The sequence below is a fragment of the Brucella lupini genome (genome assembly GCF_002252535.1).
GTDB lineage: Bacteria > Pseudomonadota > Alphaproteobacteria > Rhizobiales > Rhizobiaceae > Brucella > Brucella anthropi.
In genome coordinates this window covers 1-17651 of the sequence record NZ_NNRN01000029.1, presented here as the reverse complement: position 1 = coordinate 17651, position 17651 = coordinate 1, and the positions used below count along the sequence as shown (strand labels likewise).

Sequence of the window (17651 nt, the reverse complement as noted above, 5' to 3'; positions counted from 1 at the left end):
TTTTTCCCAGAATTCGATGTCAGACCGTGAGTGCATTGAGGCGCGCTAGAACGGTATCTGTATCGGTGATCCAGCAATAGCCAGCATAAGCGTTGAGTGCGGCTTCGTGACGTTCCTGCGTATAGGTGGCACAGGCATCATGTACGACCGTGACGAGATAGCCCCGGTCGGAAGCGTCGCGTACCGCCATGTCGACACATTGATCGGTGACAACGCCGGCAATGATAAGGTAGCGGGTGTTGAGATTGCGCAGTACGTAATCGATATTGGTTGAGTTAAAGACACCGGAAGAAGTTTTGGGCAGAACGATCTCGTTTTCAATCGGCACCAGTGCGTCGATCACTGCCCCCTCAGGCGCGTCTTTTGGCACATGCATGTCAGACAGTTTATGATCCAGCGAACGATCACGACCATCATTTGTTAGGCTCTGGATGATCGTGTGGAGTACGTTGCAGTTGGCAGCGCGCGCTGCATCGAGAATGCGCTTCTGATTGGGTACCACCAAATCGCACAGACGGCGATGATAGTAGCTTTCAGCATCCTGCGGGTGCGTCGGATCGAGATTGGGCTCGCACCAGATGCGCTGCATATCCACCAGCAGCAGAGAGGTCATGTCCCGCTCGTAAGCGCTTTCACGGCGCAAAAGATCACTGCCGAATTTAACTTCGATGGAAGCCATCGTCTTCTCCTCATGAGATCGGTCGGTCGAATGCGCTCACTTGCTTGGTTTGAGCGCGTCTTCGGTAATTGCATAGCTGCGGCGTAGTTCTTCCAGCCGCTGGATACGTTTCAGCGATGTGGCTGAAAAGCGAGTAGTAAGAGCAGCGATCAACGCTTCAGTCTGCGCCATGGCAGGCACCATAGTGTCATAGGGTGAAGCTGTATCAACCGGTGCCGTGAGTGTGAGCGCGGCAAACTCGGCAATGGGAGAAAGCCACCGATCGGTGAATAGAATGATTTTCGCCCCTTGATCGGCCGCGTGTTGTGCAAACCGGATGGTGCCGGTTTGATATCGACGATAATCATAAACGAAGAGCGTGTCCTTGCGTCCAAGGTCAATCAGGCGATCGACCTCATCTGCTTCCGCTCCGTTGATCCAGTGTGTATCGGAACGCAGTTGTTTCATATGGGCCCACAACATGCCGGCCAACATGCCGCTAAAACGCCCGCCCAAACAGTGAATGCGCATACTGGTATCAGCTGCCGCATCCACGACAGCTTCAAAATCATGCGCAGGCATGGTCGACTTGGCAGTCCCCAGCGCCTGAATGCTCGCATCCAGAAAATGCTGATAGAAATTGTTCTGCCCCGGAGCAGGCTTGCGCGTATCCATCATTGAAAGAGGAGAGCTCATACGCTCCTGCACTTCACTGACAAGTGCGGCCTGAAATTCCGGATAACCGCTGAAGCCGAGCTTATTCACAAGCCGCACAACAGTTGGATCACTGACCCCGGCAACTGATGCCAAATGTGCGACTGTGTTGAGCCCCGAAGCTGGGTAATTCGACAGAAGTTCGCGTATGATTTTCAGTTCTGACCGCGTGAAGTCGATAGCGCCATCGGTCAACCTATCCCTGACACTCATGCCATTTCCCCCATCAGACAATGTGTGCGCCTTCGCATATCCGGGATCATTGAAAGAAGATTGGTCGTGTAAGCATGCTGTGGCGAACCAAACAGATCTTCCGTCGCGTTGATTTCACAAATTCGGCCCTGTTGCAGCACCGTAATACGGTCACAAATCTGGCGAACGACCGGCAAGTCATGGCTGATGAAAAGAATTGTCAGCGATAGTTTTTGCTGCAAATCCTTCAACAAGTTCAATATCTGCGCCTGAATAGACACATCCAGCGCTGAAGTGGGCTCGTCGCAGATAAGAAAGCGCGGCCGGCTTGCCAAGGCCCGGGCAATGGAAATGCGTTGCCGCTGGCCACCGGAAAACGCATGGGGATATCGCCGCGCGGCCGTGGCATCAAGACCCACAGCATTCAATAGCTCCAGCATGATTGGCTCGGCCTGACGGCGACTGGTTGCAAGCCCGTAATGTACCATCGGCTCGGCTATAATATCCCCAACCCGCATCTGCGAGTTAAGAGAGGAATAGGGGTCCTGGAACACCATTTGCGTGTCACGTCTGATCTGCTGACGCACCGGAAAAGGAGCAGCGAAGACATCCTGACCGCCGAAAAACATCTGGCCAAGGCTTGGGCGCGTCAGTCCTGCGAATATACGCGCCATGGTCGACTTACCCGATCCGGACTCCCCGACAAGCCCCATCACCTCGCCCTGTCGAATGTCGAGATTGATGTCATGCAGTGCCTTGAAGCCGCCCGATGCCTTGCCAAAAAACAGGCTCTTGCCGCCATAGATCTGTTCCACGTGGCGCAATTCAACCAAAGCGTCATTGATCGATGAAGCGCTGTCCGTATTCCCTTGCAACAACCATTGCATGGCAATGTCGATATTTTTTGGAGCGCCAGCGACCGGAAACCGATCAAGCTTGACATCGCCGCGCGGCACAACGGAGATCAGCGCACGGCTATATTCGTGCTGAGGCGTTTCGAGGACCGCTTGCGTCTCGTTCAGTTCAACGATCTCGCCCGCGCGCATGACAGCCACCCGGTCGGCGATCTGCGCAATGGCCCCCATGTCATGGGTGATGAGCATGACGGCGACGCCACGCTCCAAAGCCAGCTTACGGATCAACTCCAATATCTGCGCCTGAACGGAAACATCGAGCGCTGTGGTAGGCTCATCCGCAATGATCAGTTCCGGTTCTGAGCAGAGTGCAAGTGCAATGACGGCGCGCTGGCGCATGCCACCGGAAAATTCATGCGGCCAGTTTTTTATGCGTCGCGCAGGCTCGGGAATTCCGACCACTTCTAGCTGACGGACAGCTTCCGCCTTTGCATCCGCCTTCGACATGGGACGATGGGTCCGGATCGTATCGACCAACTGACGTTCGATGGTGAATAGTGGATTGAGACTTGTCAGCGGGTCCTGAAAAATCGTTGAGATGCGTTTGCCACGCAAAGCCTGCATAGCCTTGATATTGCGTGCATCGATGATGTCGCCCGAAAGTCGGACTTCACCTGCACTGATGAAGCCGGGGGGCTGCAACAGGCCGGTAATGGCCGCCCCGACAGTCGACTTTCCGGCACCGGATTCACCGACTATGCCAAGAATTTCGCCTGCGGCAATGTCGAAGCTGACATTGCGTACCGCGCTGAACGTGCCGTGGCGGCTGGGAAAATCGACGCAAAGATCGCGGATCGACAGAATGGGAGGCTTTGAAGATACCATCGCTCAAACCCCTCTTGGATTGAGTGCGTCGCGCAGCCAGTCGCCAAGCACGTTGATCGCCAGTGCGAGCGCCAGAAGCGTGACTGCGGGGAACAAAAGTATCCACCATTCCCCGGCAAAGAGAAAATCCTGACCGCTACGAATGAGCGTGCCGAGCGATGGTTGGGTGGCAGGCAAGCCGGCGCCAAGATAGGACAATGTTGCCTCGGTTATAATGGCAAGCGCCAAAGAGATGGTGGCAATCACCAGAATAGGGCGCCGCACATTGGGCAGAATATGGCGGGCGAGAATGATGCGGGTCGGTAGCCCCATCATGAGCGCGGCCTGAACATACTCACGCTGCTTTTCCACCATCACCGCCCCGCGCACGGTACGCGCATAGGAGACCCAACCTGAAAAGCCGATTGCCAGTATAAGAACATAGACGGCCATCGTATCGCGTGCACCAGGTGGCAAAAGCGAACGGGTCAGTCCAAAAATGAGCAGTGCTATCAGGATCGCCGGGATGGACAATTGTACATCCGCGATGCGCATGATGATCGCATCGATGCGTCCGCCGAAATAACCGGATATCAATCCTAATGTGACGCCAATACTCATCGAGAGCAGGACTGCCGCCAAACCAACCAGCAAGGATACACGAGTTCCATAGAGGGTCGCAGACAGGATATCGCGACCCTGATCGTCCGTGCCCAGAATATAGAACTGGTTGGAGAACTCGTTGATGCTCCACGGTGGGGTGTTGGCTGACAGCAGATCGAGCTGCGCCGGATCAAGAATGTCCTGGGGCGCCAGCAACGGTGCGCCGACGGCCGCGATCAGTATCAGAACCAGAACCACCGTTGCAAAAATCGCACCCGGTGAACGAAGATAAGCGTAGCCAATGTCCGAACGAAAGAAGCGCAGAATTGACGTCATTTCACACCTCCCACAACGCGCAGGCGGGGATCGATGAGATAGTAGATGCAATCAACCACCATGTTGATCGTCACGAAGATAAGAGATGTCAAAAGGAGATAGGTTGCCATGATCGGCACATCGGAGAAATTGACGGAATTGATGAAGAGAAGTCCCACACCCGGCCATTGAAATACGGTTTCCGTGACCACAGCAAAAGCAATGATCGATCCCAATTGCAGTCCCGCAACGGTTACGACCGGTACCATTGTGTTCTTCAAAGCATAGGAGAAATAGATCAGTCGCTGCGACAAGCCGCGAGCCCGGGCAAAGCGAATATAATCCGAATGCATCACCTCCAGCATTTCCGTTCGCACCAGCCGCAAGATGAATGTCAACTGGAAGGTCGCAAGAGAGATCGCAGGCAGGATGATTGCCAGCCAACCGGATTTCGTCAGCAGACCAGTCGTCCACCAGCCGATTTTAACCGTGTCGCCGCGTCCAAAAGCCGGTAGCCAACCGAGCCGCACCGAGAATATATAGATCAGCGCAATACTGATCAGGAAATTCGGCAGCGACACAGCAACCAGCGATCCCGTCATGGCAAGCTTCGAAAAGATGGAGCGCGGACGCAATGCGGTCAACACACCAAGCGCGATGCCCGCCGCCATGGCTATGACAAATGAAAGTACGGCGAGTTCGAGAGTTGCTGGAAGCCGTTCGACAATCAAATCCAGTACGGGACGTCCGACGCGGGTCGAAACACCAAAATCACCATGCAGGATCGAGACGATGAAACGCCAGAACTGAATATAAAAGGGTTGGTCGAAGCCTAGCTCTGCGGCAAGGCGAGCGCGATCCTGCGCAGTCGCATCCTGTCCCAGCATATTTTGCAGCGGATCGCCGATAAAGCGAAACGCGGCAAAGGACAGGAAGGCTGTGATTAGCATAACTGGCACAGCCGATCCCAGTCTGCGCAGGAGGAAGGCGATCATTTGTCTACCGATATCGTCTTGACGAAGAGACTGTTGGACAGGTTCGACGTGATGTGAATTTTCTTCGCCGAGGCACGGGCCAGCATCTGCGCATGGATCGGCAAATAGAAGCTCTCGTCCTGAACGACCTTCCATATCTCAGCAATCGTCGCATTGCGCTTTTCGATATTGGCTTCCGTACCCAGCGTCTCGATCTTGGCATCGATCTCGGTATTGTTGAAGTTCACAGCGCTCCACGCACCGCGTCCTTCGCTGCGGGAGTGCACAAGATTGTCGAACACATATTGCGAGTCGAAGGTCGAAGCCCCCCAGCCCATCAGGTAGAAATCCGTTTTGCCATTGGCGACCATTGGGAACACCACACCGGCGGGCTGCACATCGAGATGAACCTTGATGCCAATCTTAGCCATCATGCCGACAATAGCCTGACAGATACGTTCATCATTGACGAAACTGTCATTGGTACAATTGAGCGTGACCGAGAAGCCGTCGCCATATCCAGCCTCGCTCATCAGTTGCTTTGCTTTCTCAATGTTGACCTCGGGCAACTTGCCCATTTCTTCCGTATAGCCATTGATGAAAGGAGGCGCGATGGTTCCAATCGGAATGGACTCGCCCCGCATAATCGCCTTACCAATAACACTGCGATCAATTGCGATGTTCATCGCCTGACGCACTCGCTTGTCAGCGAATGGATTTCCCTTGGCATCACCGTAGGTAAGCTTATCGCCACCCATATTTACACCAAAGAAGATGGTGCGATTTTCGGGGCCCCGCACCACGCGCAGTTCCGGATTCTGTTCCAGCTTGGCAATGTCCTGCGGGGGAACGTCCTGCAGGAAATTTACCTCACCGCTGATGAGTGCCGAAACGCGCGTGGCTGGCGACTGGATGGGGGTATATACGATGCGATCGATATCGAGAGGAAACTGGCCTATACCCCAATATTTATCATAGGCTGCCAGTTCAGTGCGACGGTCTGCTTCACGGCTGACAAGACGATAAGCCCCGGTACCGTTTTCGTTTCGCGCGGCGTAGCTTTCCTTGCCTGCCTTGAAATCCTGCGGGGCCGCCGCATCATTCTTTTCTGCCCAGGCCTTGTTCATCATGAAGATATTGACAAGATTGTTGACCAGCAACGGGCTGGTGCCTTTGGTCTTGACCTGTATCGTATGATCGTCCTTGGCAGTTACTCTATCGACCGCCGTCAGGAGCGAGCGTACGTTTGATGTAGGTGCCATGGCGCGCTGAAAGGAGAAGATGACGTCGTCAGGCGTGAATGGCGCGCCATCATGAAAGGTAACATTTGGACGCAGTTTGAACTCCCAAATGTCGGTCTGGTCGGGCAGCATCTTCCATTCGGTCGCCAAAACGCCAATCAATTTGCCATCGTCGGAACGAGCCACCAGCGGCTCATAGATCTGATGGTTGAAGGCATGGGTTATACCCTCATTATAGGCGTGGGGGTCGAGCGTCTGCACGTCCGACGCACGTGCCCAATTAAGCGTTTCAGCCGTCGCCGGCAGTGCTGTGGCCACCAAAGCCGCCATGCCTGCGGAAGCGACGAGATAAGCGAGACGCGAGCGCTTTGTGCGCATCTGGACTGGATTGAAGAAGTTCATCACGATACGATTTCTCCGTTGACGCCAGTGGCGCCAGAAAGGAACTATGCCGAAATTTCAAGTGTTTATGATCGCCTAGGCGACACCACACCAATCAAGAATAGCGGCAGCCATAACCTTGGTGGTCATCTTGATCGACGCCACATCCGCCCATTCATCAGCCGCATGCTGGTTTGCACCGAACGGGCCATACCGTATGGGTTGGACACCCGCGACCGCATAATGCGCACCGTCTGTCACACCTATAGAACCGCGCAACGCCGTTGGCTTGCCAAGGCTGGAACGCCTGTCAGTAACGATCTTGACCAACTGATGGTCAGCTGCCGTATTCATCGGCGGGAAGTGAAGGTCATAGAGATCCCATTTCACGTCGATCGGATTTTCGCGCAGCCACGGATCGGTGGCGCAGAAATGCGCCACGAACTGTTCAAAATCCGCACGAATTTCCGCACTGGTTTCATGCGGCATGAACTTATGATCAATATCGATGACGGCGACATCCGGCACTATGCCAGGATTTGTCATGATCATCGGCAAACCGTCCGCAGCAAGGCCAGCGCCGACCCGTACCGATCCGACGCCAAAATGATTGATGCCCGGAGCCATCATGGGATGACTTTTCACACGGGCGTTGGCGGCTTCATAATCGCGCAACGCGACAAGGAAGCGCGTAGCCATATCGGCAGCGCTGATCGGTGGGGCCTTACGGTTTTCCTGATGGGGTTGCGGATACATACCAGTGAACCGATAAGCGGAATGACCTTGACGCCCGCGAATGGTAATACGAAGCCACTCAAGGCCACCCTGGCTGATAAAAATCTCGTCACCACCCGGCTCTGCGATAATAGCAGCCGGCGCCAGATAACCCGCCTTGACCATGGCTTTCGCACCGAAGCCACCAGCTTCCTCATCGACGACAGAATGCAGTGAGACCTTACCCTGAAGCGCGATACCCGCTTCTCGGATCACCCGCAGCGCTTCGATGCAGCAGGCCATGCCGGCCTTCATATCCATCGTGCCGCGACCGAGCACTTTACCGTCTCGAACATCGCCGCAGAACGGGTCGTAGCTCCACTCGCGGACATCACCGACCGGAACGACGTCGATATGACCGCACAAGATCAAATCACGGTCGCCATCACCGACTGCTTCCGTCTCAGCCAGAAGATTAGGGCGCCCCGGCAAAGCGTCAAATGTCTTTATTGCAAGGTGGCTACCAGACAGTTCGCGCGCAATCAGCGCCTGCACTTCGGCTTCACGTCCCTCTTCGGGCAAGTCCTGAAATTTTGGATTGACGGAGGGAATTCTAACCAGATCACTGGTCAATCCCACGACCCGATCTGACCGGGCATCCAACCGCGCCCAGACATCGGCGACAGCGTCCTCAACTCTCATCTGCATCGTTCCCTCCTCGCGACTTTTACCACGGCCAATTCAAAGTCAAGCCGTAGCCCGGAGAAGGCTTTTCTATGCCCTTTCATCTCCAGCGCGATTTGAAACTCAGTATGAGTATCAGGAAAATAATGTCAATAAAATTTCATTATTGATAAGAGAAATTTTAAAAGAAGATTTTATTACATTTTGGTCGGCACCCTGATTAGCCAGCATTGAGCTGGGCAATCAGGTCCGAAAAGCGTTCACCCTGAACAGCGATGTGCATACGCAACGCAGCCGAAGCGTCTTCGCTATTGCCCGACAAGATGGCCTTCACAATCCGGTCATGCTCCTCAAATGAGGCTCGCATTCGATTTCGCAATCGCAACTGCAAGCGACGGTAAGGACGCAAGCGGCGATGGAGCGCCTCACACTGCTCTTTCAAAAAGCCGTTATGGCTCGCGGTATAAATGGCTGCGTGGAAAACGTCATTGTCGTAATAATAGGCGTCCGGGTCCTCCGCTTCAGCGGATTTGGTACAATTCAGATGCGCCTCCATGAGCATCAAGCGGTCATTTTCGGTATGACGACGCGCCGCTTGCGCACCAGCCATGGCCTCCAGTTCAGCCATTACTTCGAACATTTCATAAATGCGCTCAGGTGCCGGCTCCACAACTATCGCACCCCTGCGCGGGCGAATTTCAATGAGACCAATCGCACTCAGCTGCATCAACGCTTCACGTATCGGTGTGCGCGAGACACCAAACTGCTGAGCCAGCCGCACCTCATCCAGACGTTTTCCAGATGAGAAACCCCCACTCAGAATTTCGTTTTCAATCTGATCACGCAATTTCAGAACAATATTTTCTGACATGGAACATCCTGTTCTAGGGAGTTAATTCTTGTATACAATCTTATTGACTTTGCATGCAAGAGGGATAAGCATAGGATGCACCTGACAGGACGACCAAGCAGATCAGGCGTCGGCACAGATTAAGGCAAAATCGTCCAACCTTCTCAATCCGCGCCATCGGAGTAGGTTTATGAGCAGCATTTCCTCATTTCGCGACATGATTGATGCGATCGCAGACCGTGGCCGTCGACTGATTGCAAAATCACCGCGCCCCACGCAGAAGCAATCAAACTTTGAACTGCTGATGCTGCACTGTGAGCATCTCCTCTCGAGTAAGGGAGAAGCTTCGGGCCTCGCACTAGCGCAGGATATACTGACCGGCTGGGAATTGCTCGGCAAGGACGAGCAGCGTAAATTCATGAGTGCCCTTCTTGATAAATACGGCGCCAACAGTGCTCGTCTTGATAAAGCCATCGACGATTACCGTGCATCGCCGAATCCCGATGCTCTTTCCAGACTGCATGACGCGGCGGAACCAAGACGGCAAGAACTCATTCGCAGATTGAATGCAGCCCCAAGGGGAACAGCTTCGCTGGTCCTGATGCGCGATGCACTTCTGCATATGCAGACATCGATGCCCGAGCTTGGAGCGGTCGATTCAGACTTCTCACATCTCTTCACATCCTGGTTCAACCGCGGTTTCCTGCAATTGCGCTCCATTGATTGGACCACACCCGCACACATCCTTGAAAAAATCATTCGCTACGAAGCCGTTCATGCCATTGGCGACTGGAATGAACTCCGAAATCGCCTGGCGCCATCGGATCGGCGGTGCTTCGCATTCTTTCATCCGCAACTTGCGGATGAACCTTTGATCTTTGTCGAAGTAGCGCTCACGCGATCGATTCCCGACAAGATCGGCCCTTTGCTTGATAACAAGCGCGAAGCAATCGCGGCAAACGATGCCGATACGGCGGTATTCTACTCCATTTCCAACTGTCAAAGCGGTTTGCGAGGCATTTCCTTCGGGAACTTTCTGATCAAACAGGTCGTCGAAGAGTTGCGTCGTGAACTGCCGGCACTCAAGAATTTTGTCACGCTCTCGCCCGTACCTGGATTCGGGCGCTGGCTGAAGACCGCGTGCGTCGAAAGCGACACCACACTGGAGCTTGACCGACTGCGACAACTTCTCGAAAACGCAGGTTGGGAAAACAACGAGACTTTGACAGCCGAAATCCACCCACTGCTCTTGCGCGCGGCCACGCATTATTTCCTGAATGCTCGCACCGCCAATGGACGTCTTATCGACCCGGTCGCCCGCTTTCATCTTGGCAACGGCGCCAGGCTTGAGCGTCTCAATTATCTCGGTGATGTTTCCGCAAAAGCAATGCGAGAATCGCACGGATTGATGGTCAACTATCTCTACAAGCTTGATGACATCGAGCGCAATCATGAAGCCTATGCAGAAAGAGGAGAGGTCATCGCTTCTGCAAATCTTCGCAAACCAGCTTCCATTCAGCCTCCTATAAAAGCAGCCAAAAATTCCCTGGGAACAACATATGCCTAATCACCTGTTTGATGCCATCCGCAACGCAATTTCCACGACCGACGCGATCTTCACCGAGACGCAAGCAGGGAAAATCTGGACATATGGGGATATGCTGGCGCTATCGGCGCACCTTGCCAATGTATTGGTCGAGCGCGGCGTTAACCCCGGCGACCGCGTAGCCGTTCAAGTTGAAAAAAGCGCCGAAGCTTTAATGCTTTATCTGGCCTGTTTGCGGTGCGGCGCGGTCTATTTGCCGCTGAACACAGGCTATACCGTTGCCGAACTCGACTACTTTTTTAACGACGCCAAACCAGCTGTGGTGGTGGTCTCACCGCAAAATGCGGAAAAACTGGCCGACACGGTCCACGCCTGCGGTGCGGTTCTTGAAACGCTCGACGATACAGGCGGCGGCTCATTGATGGACCGTGCAAACGGTACCGGAGTGGAATTTAAAGATGTCGACCGCGGACCAGACGATCTTGCCGCCATTCTTTACACATCAGGCACAACAGGACGCTCGAAAGGCGCGATGCTCAGCCATGACAATCTTCTCTCCAATGCTTTGACATTGCGCGATAGCTGGCACTTTACCGCTACAGATCGGCTCATCCACGCATTGCCGATTTTTCACACACATGGCCTGTTTGTAGCAAGCAACGTTACTCTGATTTCCGGCGCATCGATGTTTCTGTTGCCGAAGTTTGATCCAGACCAGATCGTATCCCGTCTGCCCAAAGCAACCGTTTTGATGGGTGTTCCGACGTTCTACGTGCGCTTGTCACAGGACACGCGTGTAAACCGCGAAAGCACTGCTCATATGCGACTCTTTATCTCGGGGTCGGCACCTCTTTTAAACGAGACCCACCAGACCTTCTTCCACAACACAGGGCATGCCATTCTGGAACGCTATGGCATGACAGAAACCAATATGAACACCTCCAATCCCTATCAGGGGGATCGTATTGCGGGAACAGTGGGTTTTCCACTACCTGGCGTGAATATACGAGTGGTAGATATGGAAAGTGGCAAGAAACTTCCGGTTGGAGAGACAGGAATGCTGGAAGTCAAAGGACCAAACGTATTCAAAGGCTATTGGAACATGCCTGCAAAGACCAAAGAGGAGTTCCGTGACGACGGCTTCTTCATCACTGGCGATCTCGGCCTTATCGATGAAAAAGGTTATGTGAACATTGTAGGCCGCGGCAAAGATCTCGTAATTTCGGGTGGCTATAATATCTATCCAAAAGACATCGAGAGGGAAATTGATTTGTTGGATGGAGTACTTGAGAGTGCAGTCATCGGTGTACCACACAGAGATTTCGGCGAGGGCACTACAGCTGTTGTCGTGAAAAAGCTCGAATCTCCGTTGGAAGAAAAACATGTATTGATCGCTTTGAGTGAGCGTCTGGCCCGCTACAAGCTGCCAAAGCGAGTTCTATTTGTGGACGAATTGCCGCGAAACAGCATGGGCAAGGTTCAAAAGAACATACTTCGGGAGCGTTACCGCCAGCTCTATGAATAAGAACCTGACTTTAAGCTGCACTAACGTCGTATGCTTTCAACGTCGCAGATTTGGCTCTGTTTGATTGCCAGTCAACATTTGGGAAGGCTACGAGAACTGGTCAAAAGTATGTGCCTGTGATCACTGAAGTGACACCCACCCGAACGTTTGAACACTTACGACTTTGTTCAATCGAATGGATGGCGATGCTTTCATTCGACATGCCCCCCAAGATACAAAGCTCTCATCGCCGGGTCGGCGAGGAGATCGCGAGCAGGTGCATGGATTGCCACCTGTCCCAGTGATAACACATAGGCACGGTCCGCCACGTTGAGCGCCTCAAAAGCATTCTGCTCAACCATGACGATGCATAAGCCTTGGGTTTCACGAATATCGGCGATAGCATCGAAAACCTCATGCAGCATCAGGGGCGACAATCCGGCAGAGGGTTCGTCAAGAAGAAGGATCTCGGGACCAGCTATGAGCGCGCGGGCGAGCGAGAGGATCTGACGCTCGCCGCCGGAGAGTGCTGACGCCTTGCGATTTTGCTTCGATGCCAATGCTTGGTATTGTGTCATCAGCGCCTCGTAACGCTTTCCCGCGATATCACTATCCAACGCCCGAGCGCCAAGCCTCAGATTTTCGCCAACGGTCAAGGTACCAAAAACATTGTCTGTCTGCGGCACATAGCCCACTCTATGGTAGCGGACTTTGTCGTGAATGGGAACCGCACTGACATCACTGCCATGCATTGTCACCACGCCAGCCCGGGGCTTCAAATACCCGGCCAGGGTCTTCAGCAGAGTGGATTTTCCACAGCCGTTCGGGCCGAGTATCGTCACGATTTCGCGCCGACTGGCCGTAATGGAAATCCCGTTCAGGATATCAGCACCATCGCCATAACCGGCGCGCAAGTCTTGAGCGTCGATCATTTCGCCATTCCCCCTTTTTCAACGGCTTTACCGAGATAGGCTTCAACGACGCGCGGATTGTGTTCCAGCTCGCCCGGTGCGCAATCGACGATAATCTCACCCCGATCCAGCACGATGCAACGGGTACATAATTCGCGGATGAAGATCATGTCGTGCTCGACCACAAGGCAAGCCCCACCACGTGCTACGTAATGTCGGAGCACGCCGATGAGTTCTGACCGGAGCGACGCATGCACACCGGCCGTCGGCTCATCAAGGCAAAGGAGCTTTGGATTGGCCCGCAGTGCCGCCGCCACCGAAAGTAGTTTCTTCTGGCCGCCCGAAAGGGCGCTGGCTGCATTGTCCGCAACATGCGAGAGCTTGAATTCCTCCAGCAGCGCGTCAATCTCCTCGCCGTAGGAGACGGTTGCGAAGCGACCGCCCTCATCGCGCCTGCCGGCTTTCAGCACCTCACGCACTGTCATCCGATGCGGCATAGAGGGGAGCTGGAATGTCCGCACCAGACCAAGATCCGTGATCGTCTGTATTCGCGCGTCGGAGATGTTCTGTCCGACGAAGGTGACTTTTCCCGCACTTCGAGGGAGAAAGCCGGAAATTGCATTGAGCGCCGTGCTCTTACCAGAGCCGTTTGGTCCCAGTAGACCGACGATCTCGCCCGGTCGGACTGAGAAGGAGACGTTCTCGAGCACTTTGAACAGGCCAAAGGATACGGCAAGACCATCGACGTTAAGAAGATCAGCGTCCATGAGTATCTCCTATACGCTCGGGGAAGATTCCTTGCGGACGAAGGAGAAGGAAGGTCAGGATTACCCCTCCGGTCAACAGGAGGCGAGCCGCCGCGACGAAGTCCGAAGGCAGCTCAAAATAGTCTTTCACGAAAGGCACATAGGCCATCATGAATTGCATAGCGAAGGCTCCAGCGATGACACCTTTATTGTTCGCAATGCCGCCGACGATGATCATGGACCAGATCAGGAAAGTCTCTGGAGCGACCAGTAATTCCGGTCCAACGAAGCTGAGATAATGTGCGTATAGCACACCCGCGAGCGCTGCGATCATCGAGGTAATCACCATGATGATCGAGCGCATGCCATCGATATCATAGCCAAGCGCCCGCGCAAACTGGGGCTCCTCGCGCATAAGCTTCACGCCTAGTCCGAAATTCGATTTCATCAGTCGGTCACTAAGCCACCAAACAAACAGCAGAAGTCCAAAGAACAATGCCAACCGGGCAAATCCGTCCCATGGGCGTAACTCGGCAAACAGGGTTGGTAGTCCGGCGATCCCCTGCGCGCCTCCGGTGACCCCTTCAAGATTGGTTGCAAAAATTCTGACAATCTCCGCGATAGAAAGCGTCGCGATCCCCCAGTAGTCCGAAGACAGCTTGCGCCCGATCCGCGCAAATACCAGACCCAAGAGCGCAGCCATGCATAATGCGAACGGGAGACTGGCAGCTACGGGAAAGCCGAAGCGATGGACAAGGCCAGCGCCGTAAACGCCGCAACCGAACATGGCGACCAAACCGAAATTCATCAGCCCGGCATAGCCCGCCTGAAGATTGAGGCTGAGTGCAAGGATTGCATAGATGCAGGAAATCGAGGCGACATGGACGAGAAAATCAGACACGAGCCACCTCGCTGACAAAGATGCCCCTCGGGCGGAACAGCAGAACTGCGATGAGCAGGGCGAAGGACGCCGCCGGCGCATAGCTTGCCGGGAGGAAGAAGAACTCCTCACCGACAATTGGGCCAAGATTGACGTTGGTGATGAGCGTTTCGGCTGCTGCGATTACGACAGCGCCAACAACAGCACCGAATGCATTGCCCAAACCGCCGAGAATGGCGGCTGCGAAGACAGATAGAAGCATGTTGGTTCCCATATCGATGCTGACAGAACCACGCAGGGCGAGCATCGAACCACCAAGGCCCGCCAACACTCCGGACAGGATGATAACGAAGCCAGTCACCCGACGGTTATTGATCCCCGTGGCGGCTGCTAGCACTGGATTGGTCGATACGGCGCGCATTTCCCTTCCCAGTGGCGTGCGGAAGAGAAGCAGAGCAAAGCCGACGAGGATCACCACCGTCAAACCGAGGGTGATGAATTGCATTTCGGTGATACGCACGCCGAGGAAGCGGGTGGCAGGGGTAACGGGAACGGAAAACCGCCGGGCCGCCGGACCAAAGCCCAACAGAAAGATCGCGGAAAGCACCATGCTTAGGGCCAGAGACCCAATCAGGGCGATAGCCGGGTCGCGGCGCAAAAGGCGCTCAAAAAGCAGCTGGTTGAAGATCTGTGCGAGGAACCCCACCAGCAGCGCAGAAACCATGATGGAGAGGATGAGAGGAACACCTATCTTTTGGAGCATCATACCCACAAATGCACCAACAACCGCATATTGCACCAAGGCAACATTCGGAAACCGGATCAGGGAATAAACCGCGCTGAGCGCCACAGCGATCAAGGCTAGATCCACTGCCCTGAACAGAACATCGAAAAGAAACTGTATCATGCGAACCTTCCGCCACTGTCGGCCCGGGCGGATCGCCGTCCGGGCCGAACCACTGTTACTCGACGCGGGTCGGTTTGCCGTCCTTGACCACCAGCTTCTGATAGGGTTGCCAGACGCGTTGTCCATCATCGTCCAGCTTGATCTCGCCGGTGACCCCCGAAATACCTTCAGCCCCAACCTTCCTGATACCATCGATAACGGCGGCGCGGTCTGTGCTGCCCGCCTTGTTCAAGGCCGCTGCTGCAAACAGAACCGTGTCATGAGCATAGCCGCTCCAGGCCGATGCAAAGGCCTGACCGTAGGCAGCTTCATAGGACTTGAGATAGCTGTCGTTACCAGCCGCAGTGTAGTCAACGTCCATACCGAAGAGCCCTTCCTTGAACTCGGCCGACGTGTCCGCGTCATGCATAGTCATCTGGATCGAATACCACGGCTTTTCATCCCGAAGACCCAGTTCATAGGCCTCTTGAACGATTAAACCACCATCCGCGCCATAAGCTGTGAACACATATGCGTCGGGTTTCGAGGTTTCAGCTTGCTGTAGCTCGCGTTTGTACGACGTCTGACCCGACGTATAAATGATTGTCGTCGATATCTCGCCGCCCATTTCCTTGAACTGACGCTCGAAGTTCAAAGCGATGCCTTGTCCGAACGCATTGTTCATCGCCATCAGGGCAACCTTCTTCCAGCCATGGGCAAGCACGTCCTCGGCAGCGAACTTGGTGGAGACGTTGTCGAGGCCGACCATCGAAAAGGAGGTTGCGCCGATGTTGCGCACCAGACCGGAAGTCGAGACAGCATTAATGTGTGGGAAACCCTCCCCAACCAGATACTGGCCGAGCGGAATTGTGATCCCTGAAGAATATTCACCAATTACCAGCGCAACCTTGTCGACGGAAACGAGCTTGCGTGCAGCATCAATCGCACGTTGCGGGTTGTTGCCTGAATCTTCATAGATGATCCGCAGCGGCTCGCCGAGAACACCGCCTTTGGCATTTATCTCCTTGAGCGCAAGCTCCATGCCGCGTCGCAAATCCTCGCCGCCGCTGGCATTGACACCCGAAAGCGGCAGCACAGTGCCGATCACAACATCTGCCTGCGCAGGCATCGCCGCCCCCAAAAATGCAGCAGCTGAAAAGAAGCGTATCACCGGTTTCATATTTGTCCCCTTTTGCTTGTTGTTCATCGGCCCGCTTTGGTGTGGTGCCGCGTAACCCGCTGCGCACGCAGCTCCACTCCCGATGACGAGCGTCATCAGTCGTGCTGTCGTTCTCAACGAAGAGCGATAAAACTGTATGGATGATACGCAGGTACTGCCCTGACGCTCGTCCCCTCTGTTATTGCAGCCGTTCCAGCTACTTTTTCTTGAATGTAATGTCGCCGGGATACAGCGTTCGCAAAACTATAATCCTGCGATAAGCGCTATACCCACATTGTATCCCTCAAGGCGTATTTCGAAATAGGTCGACAGCGCTCCCTCACTCGCGACCAATGAGTGCCGGTACTAGAGTCAATTTCGAAGATGTTTTGAGCGAGAGCCCTACCAGGTGTCGCGTGCAGCATCTCAACGCGGCTCAAACTCTCTTAGCCGCACCGTGTCTAAAAGAGACGTAGCAACATCAATTTGTAAGGGCGAAGGGTCAATCGGCCCTTACAACACCGTCGATCAGGTTCTCGGACATCAGGCGCTGTGCAAGAGTGCCCCGCGCCTTTGAGATTGCCCGTTGATAGATCCCATTTCCTCTTGCGGCCATACGCGCAATGTTCACAGCTTCAGCAGGCGTCACTGCTCGGAAGTGTATAGGCTCGCGGGGCCGAAGCTGGACAAATGCATCGAGGTCGCATTCGAGAACCGTCGCAATCTTGGGGTAACCGCCGGTGGTCTGATGGTCCGACAGAAGCACGGTTGCCACACCGTCTCCAGCGATCTGAACCGAGCCGCGCATGATCGGCTCCGACGGCATGTCGAGCTTAGATTGCGGCGGTATGGCCGGACCCGCGAGACGCACGCCCATGCGATCACAGGCATCCGTCATTCGCCAGCCGTCGGATAAAAAACCCACAATCGCTTCCGGACTGAAGAAACGCTGTTGCGGTCCCATTGTCACCCGCA

Annotated in this window: 15 protein-coding genes and 1 pseudogene; 2 read left to right on the top strand and 14 right to left on the bottom strand. The window is 54.4% G+C overall.

Annotated elements, in window-relative coordinates:
- Positions 1-19 precede the first annotated feature (19 nt).
- From CES86_RS02375 to CES86_RS02340, 8 genes are all read right to left on the bottom strand, one after another.
- On the bottom strand, positions 20-679 hold the full coding sequence (locus CES86_RS02375) for an isochorismatase family cysteine hydrolase (RefSeq protein ID WP_094513495.1): 660 nt from the start codon (positions 677-679) through the stop codon (positions 20-22).
- 36 nt (positions 680-715) lie between these two features.
- Positions 716-1585, bottom strand: coding sequence for a MurR/RpiR family transcriptional regulator (locus CES86_RS02370; RefSeq protein WP_094513494.1), 870 nt, complete (start codon positions 1583-1585; stop codon positions 716-718).
- Positions 1582-3303, bottom strand: a complete 1722-nt coding sequence (locus tag CES86_RS02365; protein ID WP_094513492.1) for a dipeptide ABC transporter ATP-binding protein — start codon at positions 3301-3303, stop codon at positions 1582-1584. Before CES86_RS02365 ends, CES86_RS02370 begins: the two co-directional genes overlap by 4 nt.
- A 3-nt stretch (positions 3304-3306) precedes the next feature.
- Positions 3307-4221: an ABC transporter permease gene (locus CES86_RS02360; protein WP_094513491.1), complete on the bottom strand. Its 915-nt coding sequence runs from the start codon at positions 4219-4221 to the stop codon at positions 3307-3309.
- On the bottom strand, positions 4218-5195 hold the full coding sequence (locus CES86_RS02355; protein ID WP_094513490.1) for an ABC transporter permease: 978 nt from the start codon (positions 5193-5195) through the stop codon (positions 4218-4220). The genes CES86_RS02360 and CES86_RS02355 overlap by 4 nt, the downstream gene beginning before the upstream one ends.
- On the bottom strand, positions 5192-6817 hold the full coding sequence (locus CES86_RS02350; RefSeq protein WP_235819879.1) for an ABC transporter substrate-binding protein: 1626 nt from the start codon (positions 6815-6817) through the stop codon (positions 5192-5194). The genes CES86_RS02355 and CES86_RS02350 overlap by 4 nt, the downstream gene beginning before the upstream one ends.
- A gap of 75 nt (positions 6818-6892) precedes the next feature.
- A complete protein-coding gene (locus CES86_RS02345; protein WP_235819865.1) occupies positions 6893-8218 on the bottom strand; it encodes a M20/M25/M40 family metallo-hydrolase in 1326 nt (441 codons plus the stop codon).
- 196 nt (positions 8219-8414) lie between these two features.
- Positions 8415-9065, bottom strand: coding sequence for a GntR family transcriptional regulator (locus CES86_RS02340; protein ID WP_094513489.1), 651 nt, complete (start codon positions 9063-9065; stop codon positions 8415-8417).
- 169 nt (positions 9066-9234) lie between these two features.
- Here CES86_RS02340 and CES86_RS02335 point away from each other — a divergent pair, with 169 nt between their 5' ends.
- Both CES86_RS02335 and CES86_RS02330 read left to right on the top strand, forming a co-directional pair.
- Positions 9235-10611: a malonyl-CoA decarboxylase gene (locus CES86_RS02335; protein WP_094513487.1), complete on the top strand. Its 1377-nt coding sequence runs from the start codon at positions 9235-9237 to the stop codon at positions 10609-10611.
- Entirely contained in the window at positions 10604-12115 is a 1512-nt protein-coding gene (locus tag CES86_RS02330) for a malonate--CoA ligase (RefSeq protein ID WP_094513486.1), read from the top strand. The genes CES86_RS02335 and CES86_RS02330 overlap by 8 nt, the downstream gene beginning before the upstream one ends.
- A gap of 191 nt (positions 12116-12306) precedes the next feature.
- On the opposite strand, the gene CES86_RS02325 is transcribed toward CES86_RS02330, so the two are convergent.
- The 6 genes and pseudogenes from CES86_RS02325 to CES86_RS02300 form a co-directional block, all read right to left on the bottom strand.
- Entirely contained in the window at positions 12307-13026 is a 720-nt protein-coding gene (locus CES86_RS02325; protein ID WP_094513485.1) for an ABC transporter ATP-binding protein, read from the bottom strand.
- Positions 13023-13772: an ABC transporter ATP-binding protein gene (locus CES86_RS02320; RefSeq protein WP_094513484.1), complete on the bottom strand. Its 750-nt coding sequence runs from the start codon at positions 13770-13772 to the stop codon at positions 13023-13025. Before CES86_RS02320 ends, CES86_RS02325 begins: the two co-directional genes overlap by 4 nt.
- A complete protein-coding gene (locus tag CES86_RS02315) occupies positions 13762-14652 on the bottom strand; it encodes a branched-chain amino acid ABC transporter permease (protein ID WP_094513482.1) in 891 nt (296 codons plus the stop codon). Before CES86_RS02315 ends, CES86_RS02320 begins: the two co-directional genes overlap by 11 nt.
- Complete coding sequence (locus CES86_RS02310; RefSeq protein ID WP_094513481.1) at positions 14645-15538, bottom strand: branched-chain amino acid ABC transporter permease; 894 nt, start codon at positions 15536-15538, stop codon at positions 14645-14647. The genes CES86_RS02315 and CES86_RS02310 overlap by 8 nt, the downstream gene beginning before the upstream one ends.
- A gap of 55 nt (positions 15539-15593) precedes the next feature.
- On the bottom strand, positions 15594-16697 hold the full coding sequence (locus tag CES86_RS02305) for an ABC transporter substrate-binding protein (protein WP_094513676.1): 1104 nt from the start codon (positions 16695-16697) through the stop codon (positions 15594-15596).
- 481 nt (positions 16698-17178) lie between these two features.
- Positions 17179-17651: pseudogene (locus CES86_RS02300) on the bottom strand (allophanate hydrolase); the annotation flags it as partial.